Origin of the sequence: Steroidobacter agaridevorans, from assembly GCF_009932555.1 — a bacterium.
Lineage (GTDB): Bacteria > Pseudomonadota > Gammaproteobacteria > Steroidobacterales > Steroidobacteraceae > Steroidobacter > Steroidobacter agaridevorans.
Map to the genome: position 1 here is coordinate 165,153 of NZ_BLJO01000001.1, position 22,234 is coordinate 187,386.

A 22,234-nucleotide genomic window follows, 5' to 3' on the forward strand; every position below is an offset into this window, starting at 1 on the left:
ATCAATACTGAGTCATGGCCGGCAGCAGCCGATCGAATTCCTTCTTGACCACGGCGTAGCATTCGCAGGTCCGTGCCTCCAGGCCCGGACGATCGAGCACCGTGATGCGTCCGCGACTGTATCTGATCAGTCCGGCGCTTTGCAGATTGCCTGCCGCCTCCGTCACGCCTTCACGACGCACGCCCAACATATTGGCGATCAATTCCTGCGTCATCACCAGCTCGTTGCCCACCAGGCGATCCAGACTCAGCAACAGCCAGCGGCACAGTTGCTGGTCCACCGAATGATGCCGATTACACACCGCAGTCTGCGCCATCTGCGTCAAGAGCGCCTGCGTGTACCTCAGGAGCAGATGCTGCATGGGTCCGCCGAGCGTAAATTCTTCCTTGAGAAATTTCCCGGACCATCGATACGCGTAGCCAGCGCTCTGCACCACCGCGCGGCTCGGCGTAGTTTCGCCGCCCATGAAGAGCGACACGCCGATGATCCCTTCGTTGCCGACCACGGCAATTTCCACAGAAGAGCCGTCCGCCAACGTATAAAGAAGCGAAACGATCGCGCTGGTCGGAAAGTACACTGCCCGCTGACGACTGCCGGATTCATACAGGGCCTCGCCGAGCGGCAGCTCCACGAGTTTCAGATTTTTGCTCACTCGCTCCAGATCCTCCGAAGGCAACGCGGCCAGGAGTTGGTTCTGACGAAGGTCGTGAGCTGCCGTCATCGAGAGGGCCCGAGCATAGTTGAGTTCCGCGCCACCCACTTATGTCCGATATCGTACACACTTCACGTCGTCGCAGCAGCAATTGCGAGGCGCGGCGTAAGGTGAAGCTTTACAACGATTGTGTGGTGCGCGAGGCCGACAACGGCGCCTCGAGCATGGGGCGCAGCGCCTAATGCACCCCATTTACGGAACGACCCTCCGACAAATTCCACAGAAACAGCCAGAGTGTCTGCACGACCTGCTCACCGTCCTGCCCATCCGCGATGAGTGCATCTCGGTACGCCGTGTAGCGAGCTTGCCCTGGGCCCGTCAGCGCTGCGTCAGCGACCTGATCGAGGGTCACGAGCTTTGCTGACAGATCGGTGCGCGCGCAATTCACGTTGGCGGGCTCGCCACGTAGCTGAACCCCTGCACTCGCCCGTCTCGAAGCACCACCGGTTCGATGTCGAAAGAGCCCAAGAACGCGCTTCCGTCCCGCCGGCGCCGCCACGCTCGCCGTGTGATGCGACCATCGATAACCGCTGCACGCAAATCACGATACGGCTGTCGCTTTCCAACTTCCTCGGAGACATAGAACTGTGACAAATGACGGTCCACGACTTCCTCGGAGGCGTAATCACGCCCATCCGGACTGCCGTACCAGCAAACCACGACTCCCGTCTCGTCCAGCATGGCCAGCGAACTCGACTGCCCAGCCGCAGTCATCTTCGTGTGCAGTCGTGCCCCGCGCTTCGACAACGCTCGCCGCCGCCATAAGCGAATCTTGTCGGAACGGCTGTCGGCATGACTGTCTTGATCCCACTTCGATATGGAGAGCGATGACCAACCTGGCGGCGAGTCGCTGGCGCCTTCGAGCTTGGAATCGGAGCCCTGCCGCGCGGCTTCCGACATCGGCTGGGGATTGCTGTCGGTAGAGATCGCAACAACGTTCTGCCGGTCCTCCCCTGGCATTGCCCGCTTGGAATTCATGTGCTACTCCCTATGAGACCAGCCCGTACTGTGCGCTGGCGGCATCTGTCGATCAGTGCGCTAGCGAACATTGCATAGCGAGGGCCCGATTGCGTTACACGCCCGCTTAGCATCGCGAATCACTGCGCGACACCCATGCCACAGCGATTCCCGTGCACACGGCCAGCCAGCAAAAGGTCAGTATTCCCGCTGGCTTGCCGACGACGAACGCGAAGAAGATCGTCATTGCTCAACTCGCCCAGCACCAGCTCGCGTTTGAGCCCGACCGGCGACTCTCAAAGGCCAGCGAAGCTGTGCGCCCAGGGAGAGTTGGAAGGCACGAACGCAATGAGCGCGGCAACCAACAACACCAAGCCGCCGAGCGTCTCAATGCGCAGGAACCTGCCGAACGGATGAGTCAGCCGATCCACAGGCTCTGGCGGCAACCTGGCTAGGTCCGAGGTGAGCCGGCTTTCGTTCATGCTCACTGGGCACGCGCCGACGCGCGATGCGGGATGTATCTGTGGCTGACGAGGCTGTTGCGAATCCGGGCCATCTTGGATGCAGATGGAACCCGATGCAATCCTGTGTCTGCGCGGTGGTGGCGAATAGTGCCGAGCCGGGAGCGCTGAGTTGGGTACCGCACCGACGGCAGCGGAGTCCCGGTGCACAGTTGCGCTTTCGAACAGGAGCACCGTCCTTGCCCTCGCCCGATCGTCATTTGCCTGTAGCCGCCCTCGCTCTAGCAGGCGCGGTATTGCTCGCGGTCTGCGGGCCGGTCAGCGTCGCAGACTCGCAGACCGAAGCCAATGAACAAAGACAAAAGTTGGAACATCTGCGCGATGTGAACGCCCAAGCGCGCGATAACGCCACGGAACTGCGACGTGAAATGAACGAGTTGCAGGCCGAAGCTATCGACCGTGGCCTGCTGCTGACGCTGGACGATGCGCTGTTCACCACGAACGCCGTTAGATTGAGCATCCCTGGTCATCGTCGGGTCGAGGCCTTGGCCGAGTTTCTCGAGCAGCATCCGGAACGCAACGTGGCAGTCGATGGTTATGCAGGCGCGGGCAACTATCGATACGACCAAGCCTTGTCGACCCGCCGCGCCGATGCTGTCAGGACGTATCTGCTGAGACGCGGCATCGCTGCAAATCGGCTGACCGCGCGCGGCGCCGACTTACCGCAGGACGATGACGACTTTGCGCCACGGCAGCGTCGCGTCGAGGTGATCATCGAAGATCCGTTGACCCTGGCGCCGCAGCTCGATGCGACAGCGCCAGGGACGTAGCACTACATCACCACCCTCTTCACAGGAGCACCCACTCATGCGTCGCACTACAATCGGAAGCCGCTGGAATACACCGGGCCGGCGCTACGCAGGCGGCTGGCGGCAGAACCCATGGATCAATGCCATGTGCAACGCCTTGCACGTTCGAAACGAAACCGACGGTGCGTGTTCCGACCGCAAGCTCGCCGACCAGCCTGGGCCGGACGACCGGCAGCAAAGAGCTGCTGTAAGGATTTGGGAAAATGAAGGCGGCAGCCTCGGCGCCAATCCGGATCGCACGCTCAGTCACTGAGCTTGTGCGCCGTCCGCCGCGTCGATGCCTGGTGGGTGCGACGAGGCCTCGGCGAGGACAATGAGCCCAAAGCACGCTCATACATGTCGTTCGCTCCTCGATAACATGCGCACGATGCCTCCTCGAGCGCAGGCCCGTCCAGGATAGTGATGGCACCACGTCGGTAATCGATCAAACCTTCTTCTCGCAACGAGTTCGCGGCGTTCGTGACCCCCACCCGCCGCACGCCGAGCATGTGTGCCAGAAATTCCTGGGTGACATGAAACTGATTGCCGCGCACCTGATCGCGGTTCATGAGCAGCCGCCGCGCCAGACGCGCCCGCACTTGGTGATAGTGCGAACAAGCCGTCGTCTGGGCCAATTGTCCCATCAGCACATACATGTAACAGTTCAGCAGCCGGCACAGAACGATGTTCTTGCGCAAATGCCGCTGAAACACGGCGGCACCGAGCCGCCACGCCGTACCCGACCGCTGGACTATCGCATGCTGCGCCGATGTGTTGACGCCCAGGATGATCGACGAACCCAGCATGCCCTCGTGACCGATGCTGCCGACCTCCAGACGCGATCCGTCGTGCAGCGTGGTTACCAAGGATATGATGCCGTCGGTCGGGAAATACACGTGCCTCATCCGCTCGCCCGACCCGCAGATAAGCTCCGCGGAACACAGCTCGACCCGCTCGAAGTCAGCAAACAAGCGCTGCCGATCCGGCCCGGCCAATGTCGCCAGCAGACGGTTCTCGCCCGCACTTTGTTTGAACGAACGCAATGAGTTCTCGCGCTACGGCCGGAAGATGTTTCAGCCTCGCGTCGAGGGTACCCCCGCCGACGTCATCTCGATGTACGTTGGCGCACACCCGAATGAATATTCCAAGCTTGGTCGGCGATGCCGCATCGCGCCCCCCTATGTGCGCCAACGCACCGAGATCCCCAGCGCGGCAGCGCAATCTCACCGACCGTACAAAGCTGCCGACCCGGCAGGCCTCCACCCACCGGAGATACTTACAATGCGTTCCTCCTCGGCTGCTCTCGCAAATGTTTACTCGCGGTTGATTGTTGCAACACCTGTCCACCGAAAAGGTACAGCGCTGGCCATTGGCGTGAGCCTCCTCGCGACGCTCGGTGCGTGCGCCAACACGTCGGCGCTCACGAAGGAGCGAGTCGCCCAAAGCGACACATCGGTTCAGCAGGCACAACAGGCCGTCGGGCGATCGGAAGCCGGCGCGATAGAGCTGCAGCAGGCCAAAGACAAACTGAGCGCGGCCAAGGTTGCGCTCGACAACGAGCAACCGCAGGAAGCGGAGCGCTCGGCTGCGCAGGCGCACTTGTACGCCGAGCTTGCGATAGCGAAATCGCAGACTGCCAGTGCGCGCAAGGCCGCTGAAGAAGTACTTGCCAGCCTCGAGATATTGCGCACTGAAGCCGAGCGCACATCGCCGACGCAACACTGATGTATTCCCAATCATACGCATGAGGTCATGGACATGAAATTCAACAAGCGCATCGTGCTGAGCGTGGCGGTAGCCGCGATACTCAGCGCGTGCAATACCCCTCCAGAGCGCAACGAAACGCTGGAACGAGCGCGAATCCTGGTGCCGGAAATGGAACAATCGCCGCGCGCGGGTATAGCAGCAGCCGATATCGCCAACGCGCGCACAGCACTGGACGCGGCAAATCGTCTCGCCGAATCCAGGAGCAGGAAAACCGACATTGAATTCGAAGCGACGAACGCAGTACTCAGCGCGCAGATCGCCAACGAGAAAATTCTGACCGCGCAGGCAAACGAGCAAGTCGCCGCTGGCACGGCTCAGCGCCAGACGGTTCTGCTTCAGGCGCGCGAACGGGACGTCCAGCGCAGTGCCACTCATGCCAGGTCTCTCGAGGCGGAACTGGCGGATATGAAGCTGCAGAAGACCGAGAGAGGTCTGGTCCTGACTCTTGGCGACGTGCTGTTCGACACCTCGCAAGCGACGTTCGGAGCGGGCGCGGATGCGCCGCTCGATCGGCTAGCCACGGCCTTGAAAGAGCAACCCGACCGCAAAGTGCTCATCGAAGGCCATACCGACAACGTGGGCTCGGACCAGAACAACATGGACTTGTCGGAACGTCGGGCCCAGTCCGTACAGACAGGCCTGATTCAGCGCGGCGTGGATCGCAGTCAGATCACCGCGGTGGGCAAAGGTGAAAACTTCCCCATCGCGAGCAATGACAGCGCCGCGGGCCGCCAGTCGAACCGTCGCGTCGAACTGATCTTCACCGACAGCGCCGCGCATGTCGGGGCGGGATCCGGATGACCGCCCTGCTGGCTGGAGGCGACGCTGCCTCATACGCAATGGACTGTTCGCACTACGGAGCACGATCCATGACCAACTCGACCATCGCGGAGCGACGCAGTCGATATTCCGACTGCTACGTTTCAGCACATACATTACCGCCGCGGGTGTTTCCTCCGAATCTGCGCGCCGAGTCAGCGGCGATCTGTGAGCTAACGAAGTCCCTTGCTGAAAACCCAAGCGCAACCGTGCGCTACGTGCTCGACATCGCGCAGGATCTTTGCGGCGCGGGCAGCGCCGGGCTGAGCCTCGTGCATCTGGATCAAACCGGTGCAGCAACCATGCGCTGGGAAGCCGTTCAGGGAGCCCTGTCCGCGCACGAGGCTACCGACATGCGTCGCGACAGTAGTCCTTGCGGCCTCTGTTTAGATATCGGGATCGCCATTCTTATCTCACGGCCCGAGCGCGTGTTCGACCAAGTGGCCGATAAACTACCGTCCATCGCCGAGATCCTGACCATTCCACTGTACGACGGCGGGCGAAAGCCGCTGGGCACGCTCTGGGTGGCGCATCACGACAGCCAGGCGCACTTCGACAGCGACGACGTGCGTATCGCGGAACAACTGGCGGCACAACTGGCGCTGGCGCTGAAGCTGCAGGAACAAGCACGCGACCACGCTCGCGCGCTGGCCTTGTTCGAGTCGCACCAACGGGCGCAGCAAAATCTGCTGACTTATCATCAGTACGAAGAGCGCGCGCTGTTCGAACAGGCGGAGATCGAAAATCAGCAAGCACTCAGGTTCAAAGACGCGCTGATCGTCGAAGCGCATCACCGCACCAAGAATACGCTGCAGATAGCCTCGAATCTGTTGGCCCTGCAAGCGCAAGCAAGCTCATTGGCGCAAGTGCGCGATGCTTTGCTGGATAACGCTGCCCGCCTGCATATCATGGCCCGGGTTCACGAACTGCTGTGCGCGAATGCCAACAGCACGCAGAGCGTTTTCATGCCGCAGTTATTGCAGTCACTGGGGAGCGCGCTAGGGCAATCGCTTGGCCGCACGCACCCGCATGTGGCGTTGGAGATCGAATGCGATCAGATGGAACTGCCCGCCCAGGACGCGGTAGCTTTGGTGCTGCTCGCGAATGAGGCTGTAACCAACGCCTACAAGCATGCATTTGCGAACGAATCCGCCGGCCTGATCACTGTGGCGCTCCAGCGCACGCGCGAGAACGCCTTATTACTTCGCATCGAAGACACTGGCAATGGATTTGCCTCGCCCAACGGCGCCGAGGGCACGGGGTTGAAGCTGATCCGTACTTTGGCAGCTCAATTGCGCGGAACGCTCGATGTGGGCGGTAGAGACATCGGCATGGGCACGCGGGTCACGCTTACCCTCGCCGCCCCGGTTCCGTCGGTGGACTCGGAGAACGCTGACGATCACTCGTCGCGGCTCAGCTTGAATGTCCTGACGAATCGATAGTCAACCGCCGGGCCGAGGCCGAGCTCCGTTGCCTTGTGCCGAACGGCGCCAGGATCCCGATGCAACCGCGTCGCCAGCTGCATCACACACTCGTCCGCATGTTGCCAGCTTCTGGCCGTCTGGCCGTGCAAGAAGGATTTCAGCTCCTCGAGCTCGTGCTCCCGCCATTCCCCTTGCGACCGGGCAACAGACTGGCGATGCAGCTCAGCCGCCTCGTCGTCACGGATAGCCTGGGTCAACACTTCGATCAAAGTGGCCTTGTGTTCCGACGGCAGCTCGCTCGTGATCACGAATCGAAGCGCGGCATGCAGCGCCGCCAACCGATCCAGATGTTTCATATCCTCAGGCACGGTCAACTCCCGGGCACGGCAATGCACGCTGCCTCTTGCTTGCGAAATCCCGCGTCACACGACCAGTCGTCTCCCGCGTAACCGATGAACGCATTGGCTGGGACGCGCACGGCGACACAGTCCACGCCTTGCTTGCGAAAGCCACGCTCGCAGCGCCATTCACTGCCGCGGTCATCGAGATATGCGTTCGTCGGGACGACTATGGGTGAGCACTGGTTGTCGGTCCGCTGAAAGCCGCGCTCGCACTTCCAATCATCGCCGGCGCGAACGAGATATGCGTTAGCAGGAACGTCGATCGCGACACATCGATCCTTCGTTTGTCTGAAACCTCGATCGCATAGCCATGCGAAGCCGTGAATCGAGTCGAGCAAGTAGGCATGTGCCGGCAGCTCGACCTTCACACAGGATTCGCCGTCCGCGCGGTATCCGCGATGGCAGCGCCATCCCCGATCGTAGCCGGAGTCCACTGCATAACCATTCTGCGGCACTCGCACGGCCGTACATTGCCCATTGTCATCGAGGAATCCGCGATTGCAGCGCCAGGACGTCCCCCGCACATCCAAATATGCGTTCGCCGGAACGACCACCACGACACAACGTCCCTCCATCTGCCGATAGCCGCGCACACACTCCCAACCGCCGCCATAACTTACCGGACGGGCATTCTCCGGGATCGCGGAGAGAGAGCGTTGCGCCTGAGCGCTGGCTGTGACCGCTGCGAGCAATAGCGCCGAACATCCAGCAACGAGCCGAGCAATTTCCCAAAAGCGCAAGACCTTCTCCAGGATGCGAACCGACACCCAGTCTGCGCGCTTCGGTCACCTTTAGATAGCTAAATATATATATTTCTAACGCCGTGCGTGCAGCGATCCAAGGGTCAGATCGCTACTTCGGCTGATAATTCCTGTTGCGCTCCTCGAATGCGCGGATCTCTCGTTCCGCCTCGCCGCGGTTGATGCCGTAAACCTCTTGAATCGCGCTCAGCAGCGAGGCTCGCTTACCGGCGATCGCTCGCAATTGCTCCGCATCGAGCTTCAGCCAGCGCGCCTTCACCGTGCCTTGGAACTGCGCCCAGTTATTCTCCGCCAAAGTCCAATTCATGATGTCATCGCAGTCCAAAGAAGGGGCGCGCAGCCTACTCCTGTTCGTGGCAGCGCGCTTGGGTGTCGTCCAGGCGGATCGGCGTAGCTGGCGGCCTACGCGGCGATTTATGTATCTATCCCCGATGATAGAGCGCACACTGCCAACAGATTGTGGAGTCGTCCGCACTCAGCTCAGTGGCGAAGGGATGCGCGGCCAGCACCCGCGCAGTCATTCTTATCGCTCGACGTGCAGTAGAGCCCACCTCCCCTATCCGCGCGTCATTCCTTCACCGCACTGCGGAGAGCTTCATGAACATATATAGATTGCATCGGCGCGTCAGTCGCGCGCTGGCTCGAGTGAGAAATACGGCTCATCGACGAACGTCCGCAACCCATGAACGAGTTCAGCTCGAAAGCAGTGCGATTTGCTCACCTCACTGGACCATGCCCACCGTCTCAAACGCCGACCTCGATTCGCATGACTGCGCAGAGTGGCGACGACGTCTGCTGGCGGCGCGAGGCCGACAAATCAACATCGCAAGCGTGGAACGTAACGATCGCTGCGCTATAGCGATTCTCGACGCAAAGGGCATCGTGATTGCGTGGCACGACCACATGCCGCGCGCCCGGCCCTACGATCCCGGCGTCCTGAGTCACCACATGTCGCAGTTCTATCTGCCGGACGATATCGCGCTCCATGTTCCTGCCCGCCATTTGTCGATCGCAGCCGAGTACGGCGTGGACACGCAGCGTGGTTGGCGACGCCGACCGATCGGAGAAATATTCTGGGGAGTGACGGTCATGCAGAGCATCCTGCTGGGGGACGGCGAATTGCTGGGATATTCGCACGTGACTCGCTCGGTGCGCGCCCCCGCTCAATACCTCTCCCGGCCGTTACGAACACGACTACCAGGAACGGCAAGTCTCGCCCTGATGGCGTAGTGATAACGTCCGTGAACTCACAACAGCGCACGAATCAACCAGCGACCCGGCAATCGGGTCCCGTCGTAGAGCTGTCCGGAGCGAGCGGCGACGATCAGTTCACCTGCACTTTGTCGGATTGGAATTTCATCCGCGATCTCGGCCTGACGTTCGGCTGGCATCCGACCGGCACCACCTATCTGCCGCAGCAAGGCCAGCGAGCGCGACACAACCCGATCAAACACGATTATCAGCCAGGCGACAGTCAGGATCGTAAGCGTGTCGAAGCCGATGACTCCGCACACTGGGCGGCAGCGGTGGACAGAGCCAAACGCTCGCCGTTCATTCTGGGGATGCTTCGAAAGCATGCCCAACTGCGGGATGGGAACCGCCCGAGCGCCGAGTCCTCGCTGTGCTCACAATTGCAGAGCTTTATTGAGTTTGCTCGTCGCGGGGCATTCACAATCGCGCTTCAGAGCACCCGGTAAGCACGTAGCGCACAGCCGAGAGAAAGCCGAGCATCGCCAGCGACGAAGCTGTATAGTGATTTCGGCTCGTAACCTTTCTCTTTATCTTAGTCTGGCCACCACCGCCGTCCGGCGCCTCTCGGCCACTCAACCTAAACCGAATCGTTCTCGAACCTTGGAGACAGCGACATTGGCGCTGTCGGTGTACTTGCGTTCTTTCGATTCGACCGGACGCGTTCTTTAAAGAGAGTTACGATATGAGCAAGATCTACGTGGGCAATCTGCCCTTTTCCGTCACCGAAGACAGCTTACGCGCGCTGTTTGCGCAGCATGGCTCGGTCGACTCGGTTGCATTGATCAACGATCGCGAGACCGGTCAACCTCGTGGATTTGGTTTCGTCGAAATGCCTCGCGCCGACGCGGCACGAGCCATTCAGAGCCTGAACGGTCAGGACATGGGCGGTCGGGCGCTCAAGGTCAACGAGGCGCAGGACAAGCCTCGTGGCGGTGGCGGCGGTCAATGGCGCCGGTGATTCGGCATCCGGTTACTGACCCATGCTGAAGTTCGGAACACTCTCGTTCGAGCAGCCTTTCCGCATCGAAGAGATCGTTCGCGCACCCGCGCCCGATGGCAGCGATTCACTGTGGCATCGCTATGTGATCTCTCAGGGTACGAACACCATCGACGGCCTGCGAGCGGGTAAGCAAGTGGACGTACTCTCGCAAGTCGAAGCGATGGTGGAGCGTTTGAATCAGCGCCGCATGGGCAAGTGACCCAGATGAATCGATTGCAATGAACTGACGCTGTCCTGCCGCGGTTGTAACTTCATGGGGCAGCTGTCGTCCGCAATAATCTCGTCTGACCGGTCTTGGCTGAGTCTATTTCCGTCACGAACGCGCCAACGAATACTCGTGGTGCAACCCACCGAGTATTGCTTTGGCCTGAACCAAGCGAAAGTCGTCGAGCCGATGCCGAGAAGGCGACAACGGCACGGTCGAACTCGCGGGAGGATCAGGAACGCCTGGGCCTAGCGCTGAGTGCGGGCGTCCGCGGTTGTAATGCGTCACCCAAGCCTTGAGCGTCTGACGCAGATGCGCTTCCGAGAGCGGAATGAACCAGTCCAAACATTCTCTGCGAATCGTCCCGATGACGCGTTCGCAGAGGGAATTCGCTTTGGGACTGCGCGGGGGGCTTTTCAGCACGCGTAGCCCCAGCCGCCGGATAGACTCATCCAACTCCGCCGAGAAGATGGCGTCGCGATCATGCAGCAGGTACTCATATCGCTCCTCGTATCCCACCGCCTCTCTCAATTGCTGCCGCGTCCACTGCGCCGTCGGGTGCGCCGTCACGTTGAGGTGAATGAGTCTACGGCTGCGGTGTTCGATGACAACGAGCACGTACAGCACTCGGAATGTGCTGGTCACAGCGACAAGGAAATCACAGGCGACTACACCCCGTGCGTGGTTGCGAAGGAACGTTGACCACCGCTGACCTCCCCTCGGCCGACCCGGCGCGGGTTGCGGCATGTACTTCGCCACCGTGCGCGGCGACACTCGAAGACCTAGCTTCAGCAGCAGTTCGTTCGTGATGCGCTCCTGACCCCACACGGGATTCTCTTCTGCCATTCGGCGGATCAGTTCGCGTAGCTCTTTCGGAATCGGTGGCCGCCCAGGGCGCGACTTCCATCGCCACCAAAGCCGAAAGCCTGCTCTGTGCCAGCCGATCAGCGTCTCAGGCCGTACGACAACCAAAGCAGACCGCCAGTCGAACCAACGCGATAGAAACGTCAACGCCACTCGAGTGGATGCATCGATCCGCTTAGGTTTCACCCCGCGCTCCCCATACAGCGCCAGCTGCCGACGCAGAAAAAGTATCTCCGCCTCCAACGACTCGCGCGGCCGAAGCCAGAGCCCGCACCACAGGATTAGATCCCAGGTCAGTCGGACGATGATGAAGAACGCGCTCAGCACGCCATGATCATGCCACAGTTGTGCCCGCCGACAATTTCAGAAGGCCAGATCGAATTTTTGCGGAGGACAGGACCGCTCTCGCCATCGATCAAATAAACACAGCCGGCGAAATCACCAGACGCTGCCCCAGTGCCCTGGCTTGGCGCGCATTGATCTCACGTTTACCGTTCAGGACTTCACTCACGTTCGACTGAGATCCAAACACATCGGCGAAATCGACCTGTCGCAGGCCGCGTTGATCCATCAGGAAACGCAGCACTGCAGCTGGGCTCGCCTGGGGAATCTCAACCTCGCGCTCTTCGTAGTCGCGGACAAACATAGTGACCACGTCGATCAGCCCGGCGAGCGGATGCGACTCACGATCGCCGATTTCGTCCAGAAGTTCATTCATGAACTCTGTCATCGCCTTGTAGTGACGCTGGCTGCGGATCGCGCTCAGCTTGACCGGCGCGCGAGCTTCAAGCTCCTTCCACGCAGGAGTCATTTCATCAACCTTACGAACGACGTCATGCATTATCGCTTGCTCCTCTTCGCCTTTCGAAGTACTCAGGGTGAGTAAACCCGATACTCGTTGCCGAGCCGAGTCGGCGTATGACCGGTAGAGATTCATCATCGGCCTGCCCTGCTTTCTGGAAGGGAGAGTCAACACCCAATTCTCCAATTCGAGTTTCTCAGCATCCGATGAAGACGACCAAGACGAAGACCACGAGCGCAACCCACCGCCATAGCGGAGTCGATGGAGGGAGCATGAAGTCGCGATACGTCTCAGCACAGAACGGACACACCGACCGCTCTACCACCCCTTGATAGCTGATGATCCGCGGGACCATCTTCCTTTCACAATGGCCGCATCTCACGCGATCGTCACCACGACGGCCCTCCTCGCTTCGGGCAACCAGCTGAATGCCCGATGCACGTGGACCACGACTCGTATCTTGCGATTGAAACTGAACATGATCGCCGGATGCCGGCAGATTTGCCCCTCGAGCATCCTGCACCGAGAAGTAGTGATCCCGTGCCTGCTCGTCGGTGATGAAGCCGTAACCTTTCTCTCGAGAGAACCACTTTACCTTGCCACGCATAAGCGCCTCGACTGAAGATGTGCTCACAGTCAAGGAATAGCATCGACCGTCGAACCTGCAACAGGTTCCGCCGCCAACCCGGCACACAACTGACACGGCGACTGTCAAATCCACTTTGATCCCCCCTTCACCGACGGCCATCGGGCTTTCGGCACCCGCGCGGCCCACCGATACAGGCTGAAACAATCGCCGACCGGGAGTGACCCATCGCTCAGCACGACAACGCTTTCCGCGCAAAATACTTATGTAGGCCCGAGCGAGGACCGGCAATTTCCATCTACTCTCACAACCCGAACCCTGCGATCGAAGGTTGTAGACACGCTCGATGAGCAAGGGTCAGTATTCCTGCTCCCGAACAACACTTCGCAGCGATGTTTACTTCTTCGATCGCCTGTACTTTCGCCCCTCGCGCGGTCGCCTGGGTTGCGGCCCGATATAGCGATTGACCGTTGTAACGGAAATTCCGGCCATCTGCGCGACAAGCTCTCGCGCCGCCATGTCACGGTAGTAGTCGTCCATCGAGAGCCGCTTGCCTTGGAACTGCTCAGTCCGCAGCTCGCTCTTGTCGCCCGACCGCAGGGATGAAAAAAGCGCTTGCAGTCTGTCTGTCAGGCCGAACTCCGGGCATGCTGCAAAGCCTACGCTTTCAAGGTCCATCCAACGAATCACGAGACTGGACACAAACAGGTCGATGCAAGGAGTCCACTGCTCGGTGACCGGCAACAGTATTCGATACCGCAACGATCCATCCTCGCTATTGCGATACCAAGCGCCAACGCCCAGCGACTCGTCCTCGCTCGCTTCGTCGCTGCGATTCAGGAGACTCACCGCCTCGCTGCCACCGATGCCTCGATCCGGCCCCCAAGGCACAACAAGTTCGGCGCAGACCAGGCTTTTCGAAAGCTCATGCTGGAAGTTCGTTGACACCTCGACTCGGCAGCCCTCCAGGCTCGGAACGTCTAAGTCATCGTCGATCACGACGCAGCCAGTATTAGTCTCGACCACACGAAACCCGGCCGGGGCAAGTGCATGGCGAAGCGCCGCAAAGACAACTTGCAACTGCTCGCCTGCGAGAGCCTGCGGCCCCATTGCCCAAATCGCATACTGCGCCCTGAGCCGGTCTCCATACGAACCGACAAGCATGAACCCCTGGAGCCGAATGATCGGCTCTACAGCAGATACAATCGATTCTGAGATCGCACGGTCCGCGAATATCGGCAGACGAGTCTGCGCCTCGATTCCGGTTCCTCCCTCATCTCGCGTGTAGCGCATGAGCACCGCAGACCTTTGCAGCCGTGCGACCCACTCATCTGTGGGAGTCGACCTCGTGGGAAACAAGGTTCGTATGTACACTGATCCGATCCGCCTTTCGGCGCCCACGGATGCACGTATCGCGATTATGTCCGTCCACCCGAACCTTGTTTGCACGCAGCCGGCGAAGATCACGTCAGAATCTCTTCGGTCGGACTCGCGGATAGACATGACAAAGAGGGACTGTGCAATCCGATCGCGAAGTTCTCTGAGGTAGTCACTACTGATCCGACTGGACTCCGAGCCTGACTCGTCGGGAAGTTTGCTGTCGCTCATTTGGCTTACCTTTGATTGAAACTAGGGATGGTGCATTTGCTATGCGGACACCGTTCTTACTCGTCATCGGGCTCATCCTTTCGGGGCGGGACGTGAGGCTCATCCGTCGGTCCAACGCCGCCGATGTATGCTGCAGCAATGGCTGGTCGTGAGTGGCCGAGCTCCTCCGCCACCAAACTGCGAACAGCGCGATCAACGTCGGGATCGGTTTGCGAAAGCACGCCGCCTTGAACGGGACTGAGGCGGCCCGAGATCGTCTCGTAGGCACGATTGGCGTAGCTGTGGCGGAGACCGTGAGGTGTGATCCCAATCCCTTTTTTCGTCAGACCGACTTGGCGAGCCACCGAGTAGTAGAAGCTCTTCCACTTTTGCAGCGTCGTTCGGCTATCGACCATGGAGCCCGACTTGCACGTCATGGACTTGGCGTATTCCAACAACGCGATTTGAATTTCAGTCAGCGGTCGATTGATGACTCGGCGACGTCCACCTTTCGTCCCCCAATAGATTCGCAACTGCCCGTCACACAGCGCCTCGTGCGCCCGGAAGCACCAGGATTCCTTGGCGCGCATCCCGAAAAAATATGCGAGCGCAAACTGGCACGCGACCCGCGGACTGATGGCGTGAGTGCGATGGTAGAGATCAAAGAAGTCGACACCGGCGCTCTCGAGTGTCTTCTCGACCTCGGTAACACCGCTCCGCGCCAGGACGCTGGGATCACTGAAATATCTTTGGTGATCCCGGAGCAGTTCCGACTTCCCTATGTGGACGCACAGCACTCCGAGATGTGATAGCGTCGAGCAAATCGAGGCCGCCGAGAGAGGCTTCGCCTCCATGTGCTGGCAATACGCCAATAGATGCTTCTCCTTGAGATGGCGAATGCTGTGCACCCCGAAGTACACGACCAACCAGAAAACGAATGATCTGATGACGCGCCGACGTTCCGCGCGGGATCTATTTGATATCGAACGAGACGCGTCCGCAGACATGCGCAGAGCCCCCGAATACTCAGACTCGATCTCCCGGAAGATCTTAAAGCCGCGCGTCGCGGTCTCACGCCCTGCCTGTCTCATCAATGTTTCGGCTGACTTTGACACGTTGACACTCCGACAGAATTAGATGAACGAAACGACCGACCCCCAAAGATTTGTGGGCATGCCCACAGGCGAACACTTGAACGCGAGATGTCCGCGCACGGGCGGACGCACTGGTTTGGGCGGCATGTGCCGAGCAAACCTCGAAGGAGCTGTTCACCATCGTGGGGAGCACCGCCAGGCCAAGGCGGAGCGATGGGTGCGCGCGTGCGTGCGCTGGAGGCTCCGATAGGAGCTACCAGTGCGTCGCCGAGTGAGAACTCGCTTAGCTGCGCGTGAACAACACCGTGATGCGCGAGCGCGGTCTAAGCAGACGCGCCATGGCATCGGATGAGCAGGAGGGAAAACGGAAGTACGCCACGGAGATTCCGCGTACGCACTGAGAACGGGAGGATCAACGATCGAACTTTCAGATTAAAACAAACCGGCTTCGCGCCGGGTCCGACGTTCAGGGCAGGAGAACGAAGGACATGCTCTGGCCAACTTGTAGAGCGCCGGCTCGCGCTGCTCTGGGGTTTCCCAGTCGTTCCTAGAGAACGTTAGATGCGGAATTAGCCTGCACTACGCCAGGTGCATTTGCAAGGGCGTTCGTAGCTTTCCGTGTCGATCTCGCCAGTACGCGCTCGTACCCTGTACGCAAGGAAGTCACGGCGCACTTTCCATTTTGGGGTGCGATAGTTTTCGCGTTCACGCACCGGATCGATACGGCATTGATATGTGTGAGAAAATGAGGCGGAGTTGTCCACAGCCCGATCACTCTGGTTTTAAATCTGGGGGCTGCGTGTCCTAAGATGATGAGATGACCGTCGGCCATTACTTCGAATCGTTGTAAGGTCGACTGCGGCCTTGGCACTCGCGGCTGGCAAACCGTCCTCCTTACGGTTGTCCAAGTCACGGCTCTACTCGCGTTGACCAGCGTGCTCAAATGAGCCATCGATTGGCTTGGCTTGGCGCGACTGTTGGCGGGCATCCCCTCGCCTAACGCTCGGCCGACCAGCGAACACGCTGGTTCGATTGCCGTTGGTCGCCGCGCGCTTCGCACAACGCACCGCCATCGAACAGCCAGTGCCTGTCGCACCAACGTTTGTATGCGTTTTACTCTGGCGGCATGCCGCCCGTACTGGCGCGCTGGAGGCACAGGTTCGCGCCTGTTGAGCGAAGCCGCTTTGAGAGTGGAGCCGAGACAATGTGCACCACTTTGTGCGATCCGACCGAAATGGTCGCCAGTTCGGCGAGATGGGCGGAAAGCGACGCGATCTTGTGCACCACTTTCTTCAGATTGACGCGTTATTGGTAACCACTTTGTGAAAGTGACGCGTTGCTTGGGAGCTTTAGCAACCGACGTTAGCCGAACTCATTCGGCTAACTGCCTGTCTATCGCCAATTGGATGACGCGTTTTCTCAGTATCGAGTCGACGCATTGACAGCGAGCTCAATGGAATAACGCACTTCGATATGCTCTCGTCGGCGCCGGTGCAGAAATGACGCGTTCCATGTACGTTGGCTACGAAATGTGCACCACTTGGAGCGTGCTCTTCTGAAATGGTTACCAGTTCCAACCCGTTGGGTGAAATGGACACCACTCCATCTGCGATCTGTGAACCCCCGTAGGAAGTCACCTTCGACCCAGCCGTACAGATGGAGTGTCGCCTGCTGCGAGACGTAGACAATCTCGCAGCTGCCGGGCTGCGAGGGGCGCACCGGGACTTGTCGAACGAGTCGACCTCGACTAAACTAAGCTTAGTTCAATATTGGATCGCCCGCCACATGAGCACCGTCATCAATATCCACGAAGCGAAAACCCACCTCTCCCGAATCGTGGATGAGGTAGCGGCCGGCACGGAAGTGATTATCGCCAAGGCGGGCAAGCCGCTTGCCAAATTGAGCCCGGTATCATCTTCGGTGAAAAAAAAGAAACTCGGATTGCTGAAGGGGAAGGTGAAGGTTCCGGACGACTTCAATGCGCCGTTGCCGCCCGAAATCATCGCCGGTTTTGAGGGGCATTGAGCGTGCGTATTCTGCTCGATACGCACTTATTTCTATGGGCGGTAAGCGCTCCATCCAAGCTATCCGCTGCTGCCAGAAAGCAAATTGATGCCGCCGAAGTCTTCATCAGCGCGGCGTCGATCTGGGAAATCAGCATCAAATCGAGCATCGGCAAGCTCGATGCCGACCCCGACGAGTTACTGGCCGGTGTCGAGCCGGCCGGTTTCTCGCTGTTGCCGATCACAGGCGATCACGCGGCCAAGGTCGCCAGGCTTCCGCCGATACACAAAGATCCGTTCGATCGACTACTCGTTGCGCAGGCGTCCGTAGAGCCCATGATTCTGCTAACGAACGATGATGCGCTTCGAGATTACGGCTCGCTTGTCACCATCGCTTAAAGAACGATGCAGACCTGGGTGAGCCGACTTCGCTAAGATATTCAACCTTCGGCTTCACGGTGATTCCCTGCCGCCCGCTCGTATCACGAGCGCGACTCAGGGCCATCGCGATCCAGAGAAAGTGCGCGTTGGTTAACGCATGCGTTGTGGCTGTGCTGAAACGCAACGGTCAATTTTTGTTTGTCGCAATTGCTGCTTTTTCTTCTGACACATTCGTCGCAGGTCTGATACCCACGAGATTTGCGCACGGCCGGATGCTCGGCGATTTGGCAACCAAGATCGCATCGCCTACGTGGAACCATCGCACCAGCCTCGCTCGTATACAATCAATCCTCTCGAGAGACCAGGCAGAAGCGACTGGAAGCTAGAATTTTCGGTACGCGCACAGTGGAGCCCAGTGGTTGAGCCCGTACCCATTTTGTACCCAACATGTTAAAAGTCAGCGTGATCGGGCGTAACCAAGTGTCTTCGATTTTGTCTGTAACACCTTACGCCGGCTCATCTTCGCTGACACTCGCTGTTGCGCAGCTGAGACTGGAATTCCAGTAACATCCTCACAGGTGTTCCAGGGTTCGAATCCCTGTCTCTCCGCCAAAACATAAAAGCCCCCTTGCGGGGCTTTTTCGTTTGGGCAATCGGCAGGGACTATGAGAAGCCTGGCGGTTCCAGGGTTCGACAAAACGGCAGGACAGCGTGGCTTCGGGATCGCCTGCGCGTCAGTCTTCAGCGTGATGTATGCATTGACGTGTCCGAGCGCTCTGGAAACGGTCGCGATGTTCTCGCCCGCTTCGAGCAGGTTGCTCGCCCAGGAATGGCGGAGATCGTGAAAGCGGACTCGACGAATTTCCGCCCGATCCAATGCTGGATAGAAGCCCCGGCGCTAATCGCAACGGTGGTATCGGCCGTGCCGTGAACGATATCGGGCCAAAAAGGCGCCTGGGGATACACATACGAGGCTGCCTGGAAAGCGGAGCACCATTGATTTGTCACGCCTACCGAATGACGAGCAACCAGTCGCGCGTGCCGTCGGCGTGTAAGCCAGGCGTCGTGACTCTACCCGAACCGTCGATGATCGCCGGCTGCGACACCGTAGCGTCGGTCGGGTCCACCCAGGTAGCCGTGTAACCAGGTAACAGCAGCGTCAGATCGAGCGTAATCGTGCGAGCGTTTGTGTTGCCCGTGTTGGTCGGCACGTAGATCACGGCTTGTGACTTGTCCGGCGTCTGAGCCGCCGTCACATAGTCGTTAGCCCGCACGTCGAGGCTTTGGTCGGTCGTAATCTTCGTACCGCGACCGGCAATCACGAGCGGCGTGGCTTCATCCGGGACTAACAAGTGCCAGTTGAGCGTCGAGAATAGATTACGATTCTTCGTCGCCTGCAAAATCCACGTTGTGCCCAGACGGGTCTGCCAGGCGTCCAGGAACTGCCAATCTTCCGTGCCGAGAATCTCACCGGGGCTGCCACTCGTTAGCGCCCAGAGTTGCTGGCGGCGAAGCGTTTCGTCCGTGGTGGGCAGACTGCCGTACCAGTCCTCTCGTTCGTAGTTGCCCTCGCCAAAAAGCGCCGGACGCGGGTCTCGGACTCCGGGCGCCCGATTGTAAGCTCGCAGCACTTTTTGGTAAGTCGTGGTGTAGGTGTAGACGAAGTTCCACTGCGCCAGCCGTTCGTAGAAGGCGATGTCGGTAGTCACTGTCTCGTTACCCAACTGGGTGCTGAATAACCGCGTGTCACCCGCGGCACGGATGCCGTTCAACAGGTTCTGGAATTGTCCATTGATGATGTTGTCCCAACCGTTATAGTCGCCACCGGCGTTCCAGATGATGTTTGGATAGCCAGCATACCTCGTCGCCACCATCTGACCGTACGTGTAAATGCTGGCGTTGGACTTACCTGCGAACACGCCGTCCGGTAGCGTGTTCCAACCATCCATCGGGTACAAAATGACCGTGATGCCATGGTTCATGAGGATGGTCATGTAGCTATCGATCCGAGTCCAGTACGCCTCGTTCCAGGAAGTAACATCCCCTCCGTTGAACGGCAGAACACCATCATAGGTCGCGCCGCTCGCAGCCGGGCAGCCGTTAGTCGTATGGCCGATCAAAGCTACGATCGCCGTGTTGAAGCCGAGGCTTTCGCGGTTCGCCGCCCATAGCTCGACGTCAGCCGCCGACAGGTTACAAAACATCGACCAAGGCGAATCGGCCTTGATCAGAATCGGATCGCCCACCTGGTCTACGAAGTAGCGAGAGTTCGAGGACAGACCGGTTACGTATCGCCGGGTCTGGACGTTGTCCACCGTCACATTGACCGCAGCCGTATTGGTGTTGCCGGCAACGTCTCGAGCCACCGCCGTCAGCTGCACGATACCGTTTTCAGCACTCGTCGAATTCCATGTCACGCTATAAGGCGCCGAGGCATCTTCGCTGGCGATCAGCGCACCATTGGCATAAAACCTCACGCCTACGACACCCACGTTGTCGCTGGCATTGGCGCTCACGACCACGCTGCCCGATACCGTCGCACCTTGCGCCGGACTCGAGATGCTCACATTCGGAGCAACGGTGTCCGGGTCAGCCTCACTGTTGTCTGTGGGCGAGCTGCATCCTGGGTCATCGGCGTCGACCCGCGAGTCGCCGTCGTTGTCCACGCCATCGCTACATTGCGGCAACACCGTCACTGTGGCGGAAGCCACCGCCTGGCCGCCAGGTCCGACGCAAGTCAGGGTGTAGGTGGAGTTGGCCGCGATACCACTCTTGACCTCTGAGCCGCTGGTTGCCTTGCCTCCACTCCAGCTGCCTGAAGCGTTGCAGTTGGTCGCATTCACGGTGCTCCAAGTGAGCGTTGAAGACCCGCCGCCGGCCACGACGCTCGGGATAGCCGTAATCGCCGCGGTCGGCGCTGCAGGTGACAAGAACGTGGTAGCCGAGCTGGATACGCTGTGGGCGCTCTGGTTACCCGCGACGTCGTAAGCACGAACCGTATATGTGTATGTCGTGTTCGGCGTGAGACCGGCATCTTGGAAAGTCGTTGCGCTGGTTGTCGTGCGCTCCACGCTATCGCGGAAGATGCGGTAACCGGCAACAGCAACGTCGTCGGTGGAAGCTATCCAGGACAAATTGATCTGGTTATGCGAGACCGCACTTGCGCCGAACCCATCCGGCACGCTCGGCGAGACGCTGTCAGATCCACTCAACCTTATTTCATTGACTTCAGCCAAACTCAGGGCGCGGGCGTACAACCAGGTGTCATCAACCTGACCATTCGAGTAAGACCCCTGTATCCCTCCAATATTGAGCGGAGTCGTATTGACAGTCGTCGTGGCCGGAACCGTGCCATTGAAAGTCAGCGTCCTCTGAACGCCGTCGACGTATGCTTTCAGCCGGTTCGCGTTGCCGCTGAGCGTACCGTCATAAACCAGAGCCACGTGGTGCCAAGCGGTGTCGCTGAGAGTGAGGTACCCGTATGTATCCGAGCCATTGCTGAGCTGGAAGTACAGACTGCCGTCTTCCCAAGCCTCGATTGCCACGTCATGGTTAGTGGTTTGCTTACCCACCAGCACCATGCCTCCAGTCACCGACCGCTTCAACCAGGTCGCCAATGTCAGCTTGTTTACGCCATTGATCGCTGCAATATCGCCCAGCTCTACATTGTCGGTCTCATTGAGGGCCAGGCCATTACCAACGACGCCAGCTGTCCAGGTCGGCGTTCCGGAAAAAGTACCATTGTGACCATTGCCGCTATCGTCATTCAGCACAGTCCCGCTTGACTGGTCATAGCTCCAGTGGGCCACCAGATCCGTAGTCGAGGGCACGGCTGCTACATCGTTACTGACGACGAGAAGCGCCAGCGCCGCACACAGCAATAGGCCGAAGTATCTGGCCCCCTCTGCTAACGATGACAGTCCTGTTGTCACCTGGAATGACTTGGCCATATAGGTCCATCGGTCCTTGAACGTTGTCTGGGAAGCTTGCTGCGCGAGGAGTATCCAGAGCGCCACGATGGACATCAACGCACTTTCCGCCATTCACGACACCATTGGACGTGCGAAATTTTTTCGCGTGCCATTGACGGAAGAGCGGCCGTTGCGCGTGTTTCAGCAGCTACGCGATTAGCTGGCGCGGATGGCGCAAAGATCCAACCGGTCTGCGATTGCGCGCGGCCGGCGTGTCATCGAGGATCGTCAGGACTTACTTAGGGCAACCTCGCTACGCTCGTTAACCGTCGTCGCTGTTGCACTCACGTTCGGCAGTCCAAGCCGCGTGCGCAAGGCGATCACTGGAACGATCGCGCCA

At 59.4% G+C, this 22,234-nt stretch carries 24 protein-coding genes; 11 read left to right on the forward strand and 13 right to left on the reverse strand.

Annotated elements, in window-relative coordinates:
* Position 1 precedes the first annotated feature (1 nt).
* Entirely contained in the window at positions 2-721 is a 720-nt protein-coding gene (locus tag GYH35_RS00725; RefSeq protein ID WP_161827396.1) for a Crp/Fnr family transcriptional regulator, read from the reverse strand.
* A 375-nt stretch (positions 722-1,096) separates the two neighbouring features.
* Entirely contained in the window at positions 1,097-1,690 is a 594-nt protein-coding gene (locus GYH35_RS00730) for a hypothetical protein (protein ID WP_161827397.1), read from the reverse strand.
* Between the two features lie 679 nt (positions 1,691-2,369).
* Between GYH35_RS00730 and GYH35_RS00735 the strand changes: the two genes are divergently transcribed.
* Together GYH35_RS00735 and GYH35_RS00740 are read left to right on the forward strand one after the other, a co-directional pair.
* Positions 2,370-2,960 (forward strand): OmpA family protein, encoded by a 591-nt coding sequence (locus GYH35_RS00735; RefSeq protein ID WP_161827398.1) that lies wholly within the window; start codon positions 2,370-2,372, stop codon positions 2,958-2,960.
* 37 nt (positions 2,961-2,997) lie between these two features.
* On the forward strand, positions 2,998-3,252 hold the full coding sequence (locus GYH35_RS00740; RefSeq protein WP_161827399.1) for a hypothetical protein: 255 nt from the start codon (positions 2,998-3,000) through the stop codon (positions 3,250-3,252).
* On the opposite strand, the gene GYH35_RS00745 is transcribed toward GYH35_RS00740, so the two are convergent.
* Positions 3,242-3,973: a Crp/Fnr family transcriptional regulator gene (locus GYH35_RS00745; RefSeq protein WP_202624008.1), complete on the reverse strand. Its 732-nt coding sequence runs from the start codon at positions 3,971-3,973 to the stop codon at positions 3,242-3,244. The genes GYH35_RS00740 and GYH35_RS00745 overlap by 11 nt on opposite strands.
* A 379-nt stretch (positions 3,974-4,352) precedes the next feature.
* Here GYH35_RS00745 and GYH35_RS00750 point away from each other — a divergent pair, with 379 nt between their 5' ends.
* The 3 genes from GYH35_RS00750 to GYH35_RS00760 are packed head-to-tail and all read left to right on the forward strand — an operon-like array spanning position 4,353 to position 7,006.
* Positions 4,353-4,703: a DUF4398 domain-containing protein gene (locus GYH35_RS00750; protein ID WP_161827401.1), complete on the forward strand. Its 351-nt coding sequence runs from the start codon at positions 4,353-4,355 to the stop codon at positions 4,701-4,703.
* A gap of 33 nt (positions 4,704-4,736) precedes the next feature.
* Positions 4,737-5,546, forward strand: coding sequence for an OmpA family protein (locus GYH35_RS00755; protein ID WP_161827402.1), 810 nt, complete (start codon positions 4,737-4,739; stop codon positions 5,544-5,546).
* A complete protein-coding gene (locus GYH35_RS00760) occupies positions 5,543-7,006 on the forward strand; it encodes a GAF domain-containing protein (protein WP_161827403.1) in 1,464 nt (487 codons plus the stop codon). The genes GYH35_RS00755 and GYH35_RS00760 overlap by 4 nt, the downstream gene beginning before the upstream one ends.
* Here GYH35_RS00760 and GYH35_RS00765 read toward each other — a convergent pair.
* The 3 genes from GYH35_RS00765 to GYH35_RS00775 form a co-directional block, all read right to left on the reverse strand.
* Positions 6,964-7,356, reverse strand: a complete 393-nt coding sequence (locus GYH35_RS00765; protein ID WP_161827404.1) for a hypothetical protein — start codon at positions 7,354-7,356, stop codon at positions 6,964-6,966. The two genes, GYH35_RS00760 and GYH35_RS00765, sit on opposite strands and share 43 nt — an antisense overlap.
* A gap of 2 nt (positions 7,357-7,358) precedes the next feature.
* Positions 7,359-8,156 carry a hypothetical protein gene (locus tag GYH35_RS00770; RefSeq protein ID WP_161827405.1) on the reverse strand — a complete coding sequence of 266 codons (798 nt, stop codon included), beginning with the start codon at positions 8,154-8,156 and terminating at the stop codon, positions 7,359-7,361.
* An 85-nt stretch (positions 8,157-8,241) separates the two neighbouring features.
* Positions 8,242-8,457, reverse strand: coding sequence for a CsbD family protein (locus tag GYH35_RS00775; RefSeq protein WP_161827406.1), 216 nt, complete (start codon positions 8,455-8,457; stop codon positions 8,242-8,244).
* Positions 8,458-8,882: 425 nt separating this feature from the next.
* On the opposite strand from GYH35_RS00775, the gene GYH35_RS00780 reads away from it, so the two are divergent.
* From GYH35_RS00780 to GYH35_RS00795, 4 genes are all read left to right on the forward strand, one after another.
* On the forward strand, positions 8,883-9,380 hold the full coding sequence (locus GYH35_RS00780) for a hypothetical protein (protein ID WP_161827407.1): 498 nt from the start codon (positions 8,883-8,885) through the stop codon (positions 9,378-9,380).
* Positions 9,381-9,391: 11 nt separating this feature from the next.
* Positions 9,392-9,847, forward strand: a complete 456-nt coding sequence (locus GYH35_RS00785) for a hypothetical protein (RefSeq protein WP_161827408.1) — start codon at positions 9,392-9,394, stop codon at positions 9,845-9,847.
* 236 nt (positions 9,848-10,083) lie between these two features.
* Positions 10,084-10,359 (forward strand): RNA recognition motif domain-containing protein, encoded by a 276-nt coding sequence (locus GYH35_RS00790; RefSeq protein ID WP_161812324.1) that lies wholly within the window; start codon positions 10,084-10,086, stop codon positions 10,357-10,359.
* A gap of 22 nt (positions 10,360-10,381) precedes the next feature.
* Positions 10,382-10,600, forward strand: a complete 219-nt coding sequence (locus tag GYH35_RS00795) for a hypothetical protein (protein WP_161827409.1) — start codon at positions 10,382-10,384, stop codon at positions 10,598-10,600.
* A 114-nt stretch (positions 10,601-10,714) separates the two neighbouring features.
* On the opposite strand, the gene GYH35_RS00800 is transcribed toward GYH35_RS00795, so the two are convergent.
* From GYH35_RS00800 to GYH35_RS00820, 5 genes are all read right to left on the reverse strand, one after another.
* Positions 10,715-11,797, reverse strand: coding sequence for an integrase core domain-containing protein (locus tag GYH35_RS00800; RefSeq protein ID WP_161827410.1), 1,083 nt, complete (start codon positions 11,795-11,797; stop codon positions 10,715-10,717).
* An 88-nt stretch (positions 11,798-11,885) separates the two neighbouring features.
* A complete protein-coding gene (locus GYH35_RS00805) occupies positions 11,886-12,311 on the reverse strand; it encodes a helix-turn-helix domain-containing protein (RefSeq protein ID WP_161827411.1) in 426 nt (141 codons plus the stop codon).
* Positions 12,312-12,468: 157 nt separating this feature from the next.
* Positions 12,469-13,020 (reverse strand): cold shock domain-containing protein, encoded by a 552-nt coding sequence (locus tag GYH35_RS35325; protein ID WP_407700183.1) that lies wholly within the window; start codon positions 13,018-13,020, stop codon positions 12,469-12,471.
* Between the two features lie 234 nt (positions 13,021-13,254).
* Positions 13,255-14,151 (reverse strand): hypothetical protein, encoded by an 897-nt coding sequence (locus GYH35_RS00815; protein WP_161827413.1) that lies wholly within the window; start codon positions 14,149-14,151, stop codon positions 13,255-13,257.
* A 371-nt stretch (positions 14,152-14,522) separates the two neighbouring features.
* Positions 14,523-15,560 (reverse strand): integrase domain-containing protein, encoded by a 1,038-nt coding sequence (locus tag GYH35_RS00820; protein WP_161827414.1) that lies wholly within the window; start codon positions 15,558-15,560, stop codon positions 14,523-14,525.
* Between the two features lie 1,764 nt (positions 15,561-17,324).
* Between GYH35_RS00820 and GYH35_RS00825 the strand changes: the two genes are divergently transcribed.
* On the forward strand, positions 17,325-17,564 hold the full coding sequence (locus GYH35_RS00825) for a type II toxin-antitoxin system Phd/YefM family antitoxin (RefSeq protein ID WP_161827415.1): 240 nt from the start codon (positions 17,325-17,327) through the stop codon (positions 17,562-17,564).
* 2 nt (positions 17,565-17,566) lie between these two features.
* Entirely contained in the window at positions 17,567-17,941 is a 375-nt protein-coding gene (locus GYH35_RS00830) for a type II toxin-antitoxin system VapC family toxin (protein WP_161827416.1), read from the forward strand.
* 439 nt (positions 17,942-18,380) lie between these two features.
* Here the strand turns inward: GYH35_RS00830 and GYH35_RS35330 are convergent, their stop codons facing one another.
* Both GYH35_RS35330 and GYH35_RS00840 read right to left on the reverse strand, forming a co-directional pair.
* Positions 18,381-18,800 carry a tyrosine-type recombinase/integrase gene (locus GYH35_RS35330; RefSeq protein ID WP_161827417.1) on the reverse strand — a complete coding sequence of 140 codons (420 nt, stop codon included), beginning with the start codon at positions 18,798-18,800 and terminating at the stop codon, positions 18,381-18,383.
* 133 nt (positions 18,801-18,933) lie between these two features.
* On the reverse strand, positions 18,934-21,966 hold the full coding sequence (locus tag GYH35_RS00840) for an apiosidase-like domain-containing protein (protein ID WP_161827418.1): 3,033 nt from the start codon (positions 21,964-21,966) through the stop codon (positions 18,934-18,936).
* Positions 21,967-22,234: the final 268 nt, after the last annotated feature.